At 24.0% G+C, this 13178-nt stretch carries 9 protein-coding genes; 2 read left to right on the top strand and 7 right to left on the bottom strand.

Annotated features, from left to right (window positions below):
• Positions 1-14 precede the first annotated feature (14 nt).
• From HLA92_RS00160 to HLA92_RS00145, 4 genes are all read right to left on the bottom strand, one after another.
• Complete coding sequence (locus tag HLA92_RS00160) at positions 15-3152, bottom strand: hypothetical protein (RefSeq protein WP_171112356.1); 3138 nt, start codon at positions 3150-3152, stop codon at positions 15-17.
• 318 nt (positions 3153-3470) lie between these two features.
• A complete protein-coding gene (mgtE, locus tag HLA92_RS00155) occupies positions 3471-4901 on the bottom strand; it encodes a magnesium transporter (RefSeq protein ID WP_171112354.1) in 1431 nt (476 codons plus the stop codon).
• Positions 4902-4930: 29 nt separating this feature from the next.
• Entirely contained in the window at positions 4931-5509 is a 579-nt protein-coding gene (locus HLA92_RS00150; RefSeq protein WP_171112352.1) for a diadenylate cyclase, read from the bottom strand.
• Position 5510: 1 nt separating this feature from the next.
• The gene (locus HLA92_RS00145; protein WP_171112349.1) at positions 5511-5906 is read right to left on the bottom strand and encodes a hypothetical protein; all 396 of its coding nucleotides are present in this window, start codon (positions 5904-5906) and stop codon (positions 5511-5513) included.
• A gap of 107 nt (positions 5907-6013) precedes the next feature.
• Between HLA92_RS00145 and HLA92_RS00140 the strand changes: the two genes are divergently transcribed.
• Both HLA92_RS00140 and HLA92_RS03315 read left to right on the top strand, forming a co-directional pair.
• Positions 6014-7222, top strand: a complete 1209-nt coding sequence (locus HLA92_RS00140; RefSeq protein ID WP_171112347.1) for a phosphoglycerate kinase — start codon at positions 6014-6016, stop codon at positions 7220-7222.
• A complete protein-coding gene (locus HLA92_RS03315) occupies positions 7223-8323 on the top strand; it encodes a restriction endonuclease subunit S (RefSeq protein ID WP_171113517.1) in 1101 nt (366 codons plus the stop codon).
• Between the two features lie 775 nt (positions 8324-9098).
• Here the strand turns inward: HLA92_RS03315 and HLA92_RS00130 are convergent.
• The 3 genes from HLA92_RS00130 to gyrA all read right to left on the bottom strand — a co-directional run bounded on the left by HLA92_RS00130 (position 9099) and on the right by gyrA (position 13095).
• Positions 9099-9716, bottom strand: coding sequence for a restriction endonuclease subunit S (locus tag HLA92_RS00130; RefSeq protein WP_171112345.1), 618 nt, complete (start codon positions 9714-9716; stop codon positions 9099-9101).
• Between the two features lie 9 nt (positions 9717-9725).
• Positions 9726-10595, bottom strand: coding sequence for a DegV family protein (locus HLA92_RS00125; protein ID WP_171112343.1), 870 nt, complete (start codon positions 10593-10595; stop codon positions 9726-9728).
• 88 nt (positions 10596-10683) lie between these two features.
• On the bottom strand, positions 10684-13095 hold the full coding sequence (gene gyrA / locus HLA92_RS00120; RefSeq protein WP_237023537.1) for a DNA gyrase subunit A: 2412 nt from the start codon (positions 13093-13095) through the stop codon (positions 10684-10686).
• Between the last annotated feature and the right edge of the window lie 83 nt (positions 13096-13178).

Raw genomic sequence — 13178 nt, 5'->3', positions numbered from 1 at the left:
TGTTTCTCACTTAATTATTTAATGTATTTTTCATATAAATTTTCCATTATGTCAGTTACTGCTTGTGTTTTTATATAAAAGTCTAAGAAATGAGCAGCAACTACATGTTCATCAGGTTCATTTTCATCATAAATATATAAATCTGACCCAAATCTAATATAACTATTTGATAAATAAATGTTTTTATCTTTAAAAGAATTTAAATATTCATAGTATTTTTTACGTGTTTCTAATAAATCGTTTTTATTATTTTCAGAATGATCTTTAAATCATGTTAATAATGATTTAGCATATTTAGTTTCTAAGTCATTAAATTCTTGATAAATTGTTTTTGCAGTAATTGGTGTTTCTTGGTTTTCTTGTTCCTCAACATCAAAACTATTTTCTGAACCATCAACTTTTAAAATATTTCTATAACTTTCTCTTGTTTGAGTAGCAAATTTTGTTTCCTGATGTAAAAATTTTGCTAATTCTTTATCTTGATAAGTTTTATCATCTAAAAGTATTTTATTAAAGTTGGTTTCTTGGGTATTTTTTCAATAACGAAGTAAAACAAATATTTCTTGACCTGAAAGAATTTTTGCTGTTTGAGGAATATTTTCTTTTTTCTTTGTTGCTCTTCTAATATTTGTTTCATAATCTGATATTGTAGTTTCATATAAAGAAGTTAGAGGAGAAAAACCATCATATAGTGTTCCAATACTTGTTAAAAATTCATTTGCTTTTTCTGCTAATTCAACTAATTTATCACCATCTATTTCAAATTCTTCATTTTCATCACTAGGAGTAATTAATTCTTCAATCACTTCTTGTATTTCCATTAAATTAGTTTTTAAAGTATCTTTTACAGAATCTAATAACTTCATTTGTTCTTCTTCAGCGCTACTTAAATCTTTTCATTTTCCTTGTTCAGTATAAATATTTTCAAGTTCTGATAATTTAAGTTTTATAAATTGAATTTTAATTTGTAATTCTTTAGTTAATTTTTCTGTATCAATATCATCCTTATCTTGATTTGCAAAATTTGCTAGATAATTTAATAATTCTTGATAATCTCGAATTATTGATACTTGTGAATCATATACAGTAGTATCTACTTCACCATAATTAAAATCTTCATGTGCTTTATTAAATTTTCCATAAATTGATAAATTATCATCATCTTGTTGGTCATTTTCATCACCAAAAAGAATTTTTTTAACGTTTTGAGATGAAGTGAAAATTTCTTTGGCTTTTTGTTTTAATTCATCTTCATCATATTGATCATCTTTATAATTTTTGTTAATTGTTTGAACTAATTTATTGTAATCTCTCATTAAATTAATTATTTTATTTGAGTTGTAATCACCATACATATGACCTCAAATTCCTTTGACATTATTATGCTCATCAATGGTTGGATCAAAGTTTGTAATAAATAATTCAGAAATTTCTTTGGCTTTTTCAGAAGCACTTTCTATATAGTCACTAGCTTGGTCATTTTCTTCATCAAACTCAACAATTAATTCATTGATTTTTTCTTTTTGTTGAGTATAAGATTCTTCATCTCTTTCTTTATTTTTTTGAGCTGTTCTGATTTGATTATCATATTTAGCTGAATTATCTCATTTTAGTAATTCTTTTAAATCAACATTATCTAAATCTTCATTTAAATCAGTGTGTAAATTAATAATTTGTTTTGCAAGTTCTAATTCTCTTTTTAAAACTAAATACTTAGTATATCTATCAAAAGATTGAGTGTAATCATTGTGAGAATCATTTTTGATATTATTAATTAATTTATTATATTTTGTATAAAAGTCTTTGTATAGGTATTTAGCTTCATTATTTTTTAGTTTAGATTTTGCTTCATATGTTTCTTTAAATTCTTTTGCTAAACTACCATCTTTTGTTTCATTTAGCTGATTATCTACTTCTTCATCCATTTGCATTTTTTTCTTATCTGTTTCCACAAAAAATGCTTCTAATAAAATGCTCTTAGCATCTAATACGAATGTATCTACATCTTTTCACACTTGAAATTCGTTAAAATAATCAATGTTATTAGATAATAATGCTGCAGAAAGTTCTAATGCTACTTTTTTAATTTTCTTATTTAAACGGTCATAAGAAACTGAATTTATAAATGAAGATGCTTTGTTATTTAATAAAAATTGATAATCTCTTAATAATGAAGATAATTTATTTTTAGTTTTTTCTTTAAAATCTTCATCAATAATTTGTTTATAAACAGGGAATAGAGAAATTTTAAATTGAGGTAATTTAAGTGATGGAAGTAAACTTCTATTGTGTTCTGATTTTAGGTTTATAAATTTACCAACAACACCTTGTTCTGATTCTTGCTCTAATTTATATCAACTACTTATCTGGTGTGAAAGTAATGAAGAATTGTTTTTTGCATTTTCATATTCTTGTTTGATTTCTTGTAATTGTTTTAAAATCTTTTCTTTTTCATTTTGCTCATAAGTATTTTTATTTACTTGATCAATAATTAATTCTAAATCATGAATTCTTCAATTAAATAAATCATCCATATATGGAGATTTTGGAGTAATAACAGTAACAGGATTTCTTGGATCATCAATATAGTCATTTACTAAGCTAGCTCTGTTTAAAGTAAATAAAATAGCACTTTCTCAAGTTCATAAATTAGCAAAATCTTCAGGAGTATCTTTTAAATTTTCTTTTGTATCTAAAACACTACTTTTAATTCTGTTAAATAAATCACTATTAGATTCAAAACTTGTAGGATTTTGTAGCTTTATTGCATTTGGTAAATCTTCTGTTAAAAAATTAGTTATTATTAAAAATAAATCTTTTGCAGATTTTTGATTTCTTTGAATTTTTGTACCACTTAATTTTTCAACTTCTTTTGATAATTCTTCTAATTTTTCGTTTAATTCTGCATTCTTAGTTTCAAAATTTAAATTTTCTTGATTAGCATCATTTAATTTTTTATTTAAGTCTGTTAATTCTTGTTCTGTTTTTCTTTGAGTTTTAGTTTTATCCGTTTTTAATTTTTCAACTAATTTATTTAGTTCTGTTTCTTTTTCCACTTGTTGGTTTGTTTGGTTATTTTGACAAGAAACTAAAACAAAAACAGGCGAAACTGTTAATAATGTTAATGAACTTAATAATATTTTTTTCTTCATAATTTTCCTTAATTTAAAAAAACTTGTATGAGACTACATACAAGAATTAAGATTTTGTATATAGAATCATTAATAAAGTCTTTTATGATATTTTTATTAAAACTATATACGATTTACCATAACAGACTTTTTGATATTTTATAAATCCGTTATATTTTATAAACTTACAACAAGGACTTATAATGAAATTAACGATATGTGCACATAAAAAATGCAATACCATTTTTTTCAAAAATAATCTTTATATTTGTAAGTAGAACTTTTAGCATAGTAATATTATACAGCAAACAAATTTTTTTAAATTTAACTTTTTAAAATTTAATGGAAGAAAATATAGAAAATTAGCATAGCTAAGCTAAAAAAGATAATAGTTGATGTTGCATCAGTTAAAGTAGCAAGAATAGGACTTGACATTACTGCTGGATCTTTTTTTAGTTTATTTGCAGCTAAAGGAACAACAGCTCCTACAAATTTAGCAAAAACTACTGCTAAAAACATTGATAAACTACTTACCAAACACATTAAAACAATCCCTATTTGTTCATCATGTTTTAATAAATTACCTGTTGCAGTAAAGTATAAAATTAACCTAATAAAATTAGCAACAAATAAAATTAAACCAATAATTGCACCAGCTCTTAGTTCACTACTTATTACTTTTCATTTCGAACCCTTAATTTCTTGCAATGCAAGTGCACGAGTTACTGTTGTTGCAGCCTGTGATCCTGCATTTCCTGCAGTCCCACTTATAACTGGAACCATTGATACCACTATGGCACTACTAATTGCTGCAGATAAAAATGATTTAGCATCTTCAACCTGAGCTTGAAAAATTTGGATAACTAATTGACTTAAAGTACTTCCTAACATCAAAATAATTAATCAAAATATTCTTGATTTAACAATAAGTTTGATACTTGATTTATTATATGAAATTCCTTCTTCTGAGTTAATACCAGCCATTTTATAAATATCTTCAGTAGCTTCTTCATGTAAAACATCAATAACATCATCAGAGGTAACAATACCTAAAACTTCGTTTTTATCATTTACCACAGGTAAAACTGACATATCATGGTCTGCGAAAATTAATGTTGCATGTTCTTTTGTATCTAACACATTTAAGCTTTGAATAGGTTCCATTATTTCATAAATATATGTCCCTCTTCGACTATCAACAAAAACAATATCTTCTAAAGTGGTTACACCGGCTAATTTATTATCATCATCAGTTACTATGTAGTAATGAACAACTTCAGCATCTTCTCTTTTTCTTCTGATGATTTCAATTGCTTTTGAACAAGTAATGTCTTTGTTTAATTTAATAAATTCAACACTCATCACAGAACCAATGCTCTCATCATTGTATTTTAAAAGTTTATTAATTTTATTTCTATCTTCTTTATCTTTAACATGACTTAAAATTTTTTGAGAAATATTAGTAGGCATTTCTTCAATTAAGTCAACAATATCATCTAAATATAAATCATCTAAAATGTATTCAAGTTCTTTATCAGTAAAAGATTTAATAATTGATTCTTGAATATCATGTTCTAAATAAGAAAAAATTTCTCCACTGTCTTTTGGTTTAATAATTCTGAAAAAAAACACTCTTTCATATTCATTTAATTGTTCAATAGTATCTGCTATTGTTGCATTTGGTGTTTCATCAACAAATTTTCTAATTAAATGAATATTTTTATATTGAAGGGCATTACGAAGTTGTGTTAATGATAATTCATTTTTCATAGTACCTCTTTTCTTTTTCTTAATTAAGCTTAATAATCTTTAAAAATATTTACAAGTGATTCTTGTAGTTCATCGATAAATATAGGACTAATGGTTCCACCTTTAACTAAACTTATAGTTCCATTTTCTTCACTTACTACTAATGTAATTGAATCTGAAATCTCACTTATTCCAATTGCAGCACGATGTCTTGCACCATATTTATTATCAATTGATTTTTTAGTTATTTTATAATAAGTTGCAGCATAAACTATTTTATTATCACGAATCACAATAGCTCCATCGTGTAATGGGGTATTTTTGTTAAAAATACTAATAATTAAAGAACTTGAAATATTTGCATCAATAATAACACCATCTGTTCTTAAATTATCTAATTTATCAATCATTTCTATTGTAATAAGAGCACCAGTTTTAGTTTTAGATAAATATTTTAAACTTTCTTTTAATTGGTGAATCAATCTAATTTTTGTACTTTTTGAAACTTTTAGTTTTTGTTTTTTAGACCTTATTATGTTTTTATAAAATAAGACTAAATAGTGAATAAAAATAATAACAGATAATACAACAACAAAAACTAAAATAATTAACAATAATTTTCTATCCATATTAACCAATTCACTTTGTAAATGTTAAAATAATTAAAGCAATAAAAATTATTGTTACAATAACTGATCCTACAATTATTAATCTTGATAAAACTTGAGGTTCTTTTACTTTTGTACTAATTGGGTCATCACTTCATTTTTTGTATTCATATTCTTTGGAATTATCTTTTAAATATTGATTTCTTTGTCTTTTTTGAATATCTTCTAATTTATTGATTAATTTTCGATCAACTTCTGACATTCAAACAATATTTTTATAAATACCTAAAAGGTGATTATCATCATATTTTATGTATCTTTGTTCTTTTTTGAACTTCGCAAAGTCTTTTAAAAGTTGAGTAACACTTATTTCTATTGCATCTTTATTTTGACGCAAATCTCTTGTTTTTAACCCCATTATTTCCCCTTTTTGATTTATATGTACTTATTATTATAATTTTAAATTATAATCAAAATAAAATAAATTAAATAATTAAACTGAAAATAAATTTATAAAGGATTGTTATGAAAAAGAAAATTACTGATCTTAATTTAAAAAATAAAGTAGTAATTTTAAGGGTAGATTTTAATACACCCTTAAAATTAAATGAAAATAATCAATATCAAGTAGTAGATAATTCCAGAATTAAGGCTGCTTTAAAAACAATTAAATACATAATTAAACAAGATGCAAAACTAATTTTATTATCTCATTTATCAAGAATAAAAACTGCTCAGGATTTAGAATCTAAATCATTATTTCCAGTGTATTTGGAACTTAAAAAACTACTTAATGATGTAAATATTTCCTTTGTTAATAAAACTAGAGGAAAAGAAGTAGAAGAATCCGTAAAAAACTTAAAAAATCAAGAGATTTTACTGTTAGAAAACACAAGATTTGAAGATTTAAATGATAAAAAAGAATCAAAAAATGATCCTGAACTTGCTCAATATTGAGCTAGTTTAGGTGATGTCTTTATAAATGATGCTTATGGTGCAATTCATCGAGCTCATGCTTCTAATGTAGGAATTGCAACTTATATAAAAGAATCAGCAATTGGATTTTTAGTTGATGATGAATTAATACATTTATCTAAATTAAACAATCCAGAAAAACCTTATCTTGCAATAGTAGGTGGTGCTAAAATATCAGATAAAATTAAAGTTTTAGAATCTTTATTACAAAAAGCTGATTTTTTATTAATAGGTGGAGCAATGGCTTATACATTTAATGCTGCTAAAAATTTAAAAATAGGTAAAAGTTTATTTGAAGCTGATTATACTGAATTAGCACACAATTTACTAACAAAATATCCACAAAAAATCATTTTGCCTATTGATAATGCAATATCAAAAGAATTTAATAATACAATTCCAACATATACAACTAAAGACAATCCAAATATTTTAGATGATTATATGGGAATGGATATAGGACCTGAAACTGTAAATTTATTTAAACAATATTTACTTGAAGCAAAAACTATTTTTTGAAATGGACCTTTAGGTGTAACTGAATTTACAAATTATGCACAAGGTACTAAAGAAATAGCTAAAATTATTTCACAAAATAAACAAGCTTTTTCAGTAGTTGGAGGTGGAGATAGTGTTTCAGCAATTAAATCTTTAAAACTCGAAAATGATTTTTCATTTATTAGTACAGGTGGTGGAGCAAGTTTAGAATATATCGAAGGTAAAATTCTTCCTGGACTAGAAATTATTCAAAACAGTTAATTAAAGCAGCATAAACTGCTTTTTTTACTAATTTTCACTAACGCTTGGGTTCAGAAGAAGGTAGGAAATTTATTAAATTACACAAGACCAGAAAAATATATCACAAAACTAAAAGAACCTCTAGAAAAAGGTAAAATACCTATATTAACAGCGAATAACTCTTTTATTTTAGGTTATACAAATGAAATAAATTTTTTTGACAGAGAATGTATTATTTTTGATGATTTTACATTATTAAATAAATATGTTGATTTTAGATTTATGGTTAAATCTAGCGCAATAAAAATACTGGAATTAAACAATTCAAACAATAATTTATTTTTTATTTTTTTAGTTCTAAATTCAATCAAATTAACAAGTGATGGGTATAATAGAGATTACATACAAAAAATACAAAATTTAAGTTTAAATATTACTAAACTTTCAGAACAAAATAAAATAGCTAATTTTTTGAATTTATTAAATAATTATAATAATTTAATCAAAACTAAAATAAGTAAAATAGAAAACATCAAAAATACATTACTAAACAAAATGTTTGCAGATGAAACACTGTTTCCAGCAATAAGATTCAAAGAATTTACAAACACTTGGTATCAGGAAAAAATTGATAATTTATTCAAATGATATTCGATAAGAAACAACGAATCTAATAATTTAACTAGTTATACAATTAGTAACACATTAGGTTTTATTAATCAAAAAGCTTATTTTTTAAATGGAGGAAAATCAGTTAATGCAAATAAGAATACTTCAAAAAGTATATTACCTAATTCTTTTGCATTCAATCCATCTAGAATAGATGTTTGTTCACTTGCTTATTATAATAATGTAGAAAAAGGTTTAATAAGTAATATATATGAAGTTTTTCATACTACTAATGTTATAGATGATAAATTTATAAATTTTTATTTTAAAACTTTACATTTTAGTAAATTAAAATCATCTAATACTAATACTGGAATTAGAAATACTTTTAGTTTGAAAAATATTAAAGATGAAGTGTTTTTCATTACAAATTTAGATGAACAAATTCAAAATTCTAAATTACTAAACAACATTAATTTTTCTGTCTCTTTGTTAAAGCGTAAGTGAAAATAATAAAAATTACACAATTAAGTGTGCTATTTATCACTTTTTTGTGTAATTCTGTATTAATATTTATAAATCTAATTAGCAAACATCTTATTTAAGAGCAAATTTTTGATGTTTTCAAACATTTTTAACTTACGCTTTAACAAAGCTACATTATTTTTTAGCTAAAAAAATAAGTTTTAAAATTAGTGAATTGCAATATAAGGAAATGTTTCTGAAGTTCAAAATATTACATTTATATGAACATTTTGTTTAAAAGAATATTTTTTAAATTTTCCAAATTATTAACTTTTTTAGTTTCAATATTTATTAAATAATTAAGTTTTTAAATAAAGAACTATTTTTTCTTGTTCATTTTTATTTGATATGTTGATTTTAAACTATTTATATTTTTTATAAAATTGTGGTATTGTTCCAACATTGGAATTATTATTGAAAATTTTTGGATTTATTTTGAAAAATAAATATTATGTAGATTACAATTTTTTAAATTTAATGAAAAAACAGAATTACCTGCTCAAAAATATTCTTCAATAAAATTTATAGATCCAATTGATCTTCTTGCTGAAATTAAAATTTTAATGGGAGATTGGTTGAAAAATTTATATTTACCAGTTTATGTTGTACCACCATTAAATATTTTGTATTTGTAATGAGGTTTTTGTAAATTCTTATTAATAAATTCCACACTAAATATATCAAAGAATGCATCTATTCTTTCCTATACCAAACGATAGCAAAATAATAAAAATACACTCAAAATATAGTGAAAAGAGTGTATTTATACAAACATTTTATTTAAAAATAAGTTTTTTAGATTTTCTAAATTTGATAATTTCATTTTTCATATTGATATTAAATTATCAAAAAGAATAAATAAATTTGAAATTAATTTTTGTTCTTTTGAGTTTTTAGTAATATTAATTTTAGAAATATTTTGCAATGTAATATTAGCAAAAGTCCCGATGCTAGAATTTTTATTTAATTCTTTTTGAAAATATTTATTTTTTAATAAATAATAAATATATTCAACATTGTACCCATTTTTGATTATCAATGCTAAAATACCTTGTTTAGTTGTTAAAGGTATTTTATTTATTGCAACATTTCCAATTGTTGCACCATTTGTTAAAATAATATTATTTTTAGGTACAAGTCATGCTGAAGAATTTTTTAATCCAATTTCATTAATATAACTTTCAGTTTTATAAATGTATTTATCTATAGTATCTTCAATTTTTACAAATGGAATGTTTCCATTATTATAATAATTTAAATTGTTTGTTGCAGGTGTACCACCTTCTGAAGCAAAAGAATATATTTCTTCTATTTTTTCCTGATACCAAGCGTTAGTAAATTCTTTAAATCTAATTGAGGGAAATAAATGATTTTTTTCCATGTTTATCTCCTAATGATTTTTTGTAATTTTTTTCATGTGTTGATTTAAGATTTCTAATTCTGTTGGGTGTGTTTTAGCATATAAAAGTGCAACAGCACGATTTCCAGCATGAACACTTATTGTTGGAGGCATATTTGTAATATAAATTTCATCAATATCTAAATTATTTAAAATATCATGTGCTAATTTTTCAATATTTTCATTATTTGCATTAATTAAAATTAAATTTTTAGATAGTTCAGGTACATAAATTTCTTTTGCTAATTTAATAATTGTTTTATCAAAAACACGTCCTTTGCCATATTTTATTAATTCACCATTTTTAAATTCAATGATAGGAACTATTTTAAGTAATTTAGCAATTGAAGCAGCTGTTGGAGTTAATCTTCCTCCTCTAACTAAAGCTTCACCATTTTCTGGAACTAAATAAATATTATTATCAGATTGATTAAATACTTTTAAAGCTTCTTCATATTTAGATTTTTTTAATAAAGCTTCAAATGAAGAAAGTTCCATAATAATTGGTAAAGAGATTTTTTGAGAAGGAATAACATAAACTTTTTCATTACCAACAAAAGCCATTTTTAACATTTGATACTGACTTGACAATTTTTGAGAAATCGGATAAATTATAATTTTGTCATATTCTTTTTGTAAATTATCAATTAAATTAATTGCTTGACCTAAAAGTGTTGCACTTGTTAATACACGTGAATTTTTTTTAATATGATCAAAAATACTTTGATAATCTACATCAACTCCATCTTTAAAAATTTTATTATCTATATCAATTTGGATAGGTAAATAATATCAACCTCTTTGTTTAGCTTCTTCTTGAGTTAAACCACAACTTGAATCAACTACTATTGCTACTTTCATATATTTCCTTTTAATTAGTTAAATCATTTTTTTAAATACAAAAATAAACAAAACTATTGTATTTTGTTATTTACTGTTTATTTTGTAATTATTTTGTTATTTCTTCTTCTGTTTCTTCATCACTAAAATTAATTTTAGTAACAGCTACTATTTCATCTTTTTTGTTTTTTAAATTAATTAATTTTACACCTTTAGTGTTTCTTGCTGAAGTTGAAACCAATTTTAAATTAAATCTAATAACCATATTATTTTTAGTTATTATCATTAAATCTTCATTACCTTCACAAGCTGCTGCATAAATTAAATTACCAGCTTTTTCTCCATTTAATGCTAAAACACCTTTTGTATTTCTTGCTGTTTTTCTAAATTCAGATGCAAGTGTTAATTTACCAAATCCTTCTGCACCTAAACTAAAAATGTATTTACCTTCATTTGAACTTGAAGCACTTATAACGTGTTCATTTTTAGCTAATTTAATACCAAAAACTCCTCGAGTACTTCTTGCAGTTTCTCTTACGTTAGAAATATCGTATCTTGCTAAATGATTGCTTGAACTTCCAATATAAACTTCTTCATCTTCTGTTACAATTTTTGCATTTACTAATTCATCATCATCATTTAGAAGTAATGCTTTTTTACCTGAAATATTAATTTTTTCATATTGATCTAAAGAAGTTCTTTTAATCATACCTTTTTTAGTTACTGTTAGTAAATATAAATTCTCATCATAACTATCAGTTGAAATGATTGTACTAATATTTTCATCTTTATCAATATTTGGAATTATATTAACAATTGGAGTACCTTTTGCACTTTTTGATACATTAGGAATTTCATGTCCTCTTATTCTAAAAATTTTACCTTTAGAAGTAAGAATTAAAATGTCTGTATGAGTGTTTGTATGAATTATATTTTTAACATTATCATCTGAATATGTTTTAGCACCAATAGAACCTGTTCCACCACGTTTTTGTTCACGGTATTCTTCTAATAAAGTGCTCTTAATGTAATTATTTGTTGTATAAGTTATAATTATGTCTTTTTGAGGAATTAAATCTTCATCTTCAATTGAATAATTTAAATCTCAACGAATTTCTGAACGACGTTTATCACCAAATTGATTTTTAATTTCAGTTAGTTCATCAATAATTAATTGAGTCAATTTATCTTGATGAGATAAAATATCTTTAAATTCTGCAATTCTTTGTTTTAATGCATTAAGTTCTTCTTCCATTTTTTCAATAGCTAGACCAGTTAAACGACCTAAACGCATATCAACAATAGCTTTAGTTTGAATTTCAGTTAAATTATAAGTTTGAGATAATGTTTTTTGTGCTTCTACATCAGTTGAAGATTTTTTAATAATTTCAATAACTTTATCAATATTTTCAACAGCTATTTTAAGACCTTCTAAAATATGTGCTCTTTGTTCATCTTTTTCTAGATCAAAATTTAATCTTCTCGTTACAACATCTCTTTGATGTTCTAAATAAACTTCTAAACATTCTTTTAAGTTTAATAACTTAGGTTCATTATTAACAAGGGCAATTGTATTAATTGAAAAACGAGTTTGTAATTGAGTTAATTTATATAGATTATTAAGAATAATTTCAGGAATAACATTTTTTTTGATATCAATTACGATTCTAATTCCTTCACGGTTAGATTCATCTCTAAAATCTTGAATTCCTTCAATTCTTTTTTCTTTAATTAAAAGTGATATTTTTTCAATAATATCTGTTTTTCTAATTGCATAAGGAATTTCAGTAACAACAATTTTACTTTTACCATTTGCATATTTTTCAATATGAGCTTTTGAACGAATTGTAACACTACCTCTACCTGTTTTATAAGCTTGAATTACTGATTTTTTATCAAATAAAATTCCTGCTGTGGGAAAATCAGGTGCTTGAACTATTTCAATTAATTTATCAATACTTATTTGTGGATTTGCAGCTAAAGCAATAGAAGCATTAATTACATCATTTAAATTATGTGGGGGTATGCTAGTAGCCATACCAACTGCAATACCACTTGTTCCTGAAACAAGTAAATTTGGAAATCTAGCTGGTAAAACTACTGGTTCTTTTTCTGAAGCATCATAGTTATCAATAAAATCTACTGTATTTTTTTTAATACTATCAACCATTAAAGAAGCTATTTTACTCATTCTAGCTTCTGTATAACGCATCGCAGCTGCTTCATCTCCGTCGATTGAACCAAAGTTACCATGGCCATCAATTAGTGGATATCTTAAACTAAAATCTTGTGCCATTCTTACCATAGCTTCATAAACTGAACTATCACCATGTGGGTGGTATTTTCCTAATACATCTCCAACTATACGAGCTGCTTTTTTATGAGGCTGATTATAAAACATACCAAGTTCACTCATTCCGTATAAAATACGTCTATGAACTGGTTTTAGACCATCTTTTGCATCTGGTAAAGCACGAGAAACTATAACACTCATTGCATATTCAATAAAAGCACTTTTCATTTCTTTTACTAAACTAACAGGAGTTAATCCATTTTTTTCTTCATCTAAAATTGTTGGTTTAACTACATAACCTTCTTTTTCTT

It is taken from the genome of Mycoplasma miroungirhinis (assembly GCF_013008815.1).
Classification (GTDB): Bacteria; Bacillota_I; Bacilli_A; order Mycoplasmatales; family Metamycoplasmataceae; genus Metamycoplasma; species Metamycoplasma miroungirhinis.
Note: the sequence above shows the minus strand (reverse complement) of the source record. Positions and strands in the feature narration are given on the sequence as shown.